1 pseudogene is annotated in these 348 nt (G+C 71.0%); it reads left to right on the plus strand.

Annotated elements, in window-relative coordinates:
- Positions 1–297, plus strand: a pseudogene (locus QN345_RS19955) (deferrochelatase/peroxidase EfeB); the annotation flags it as partial.
- Positions 298–348: the final 51 nt, after the last annotated feature.

Genomic DNA, 348 nt, shown 5'->3' on the forward strand with positions numbered 1-348 from the left:
ATGAAGAACAGCCCGGCCTCACACGTGCGCCTAGCCCACCCCGCCCAGAACAAGGGGGTGCAGATGCTGCGGCGCGGTTACAACTTCGTGGACGGCAACGACGACCTCGGCCGGCTCGAGGCCGGGCTGTTCTTCATCAGCTACCAGCGCCGCCCCTCGCAGTTCACGACCGTGCAGCTCGCCCTCGCGCGGCACGACGCCATGAACGAGTACGTCCGGCACGTCGGTTCAGCCCTTTTCGCCGTCCCGCCCGGCGCCGCCCGCGGCAGCTACCTCGGCGCCGCCCTCTTCGCCTGACCGCCGCCGCGGCGCATCCGCCCGCCCTTTCCGCGCGAGCCCCCAATTTGG

Source organism: Cryobacterium sp. 10I1, assembly GCF_035019805.1.
Lineage (GTDB): Bacteria > Actinomycetota > Actinomycetes > Actinomycetales > Microbacteriaceae > Cryobacterium > Cryobacterium glucosi.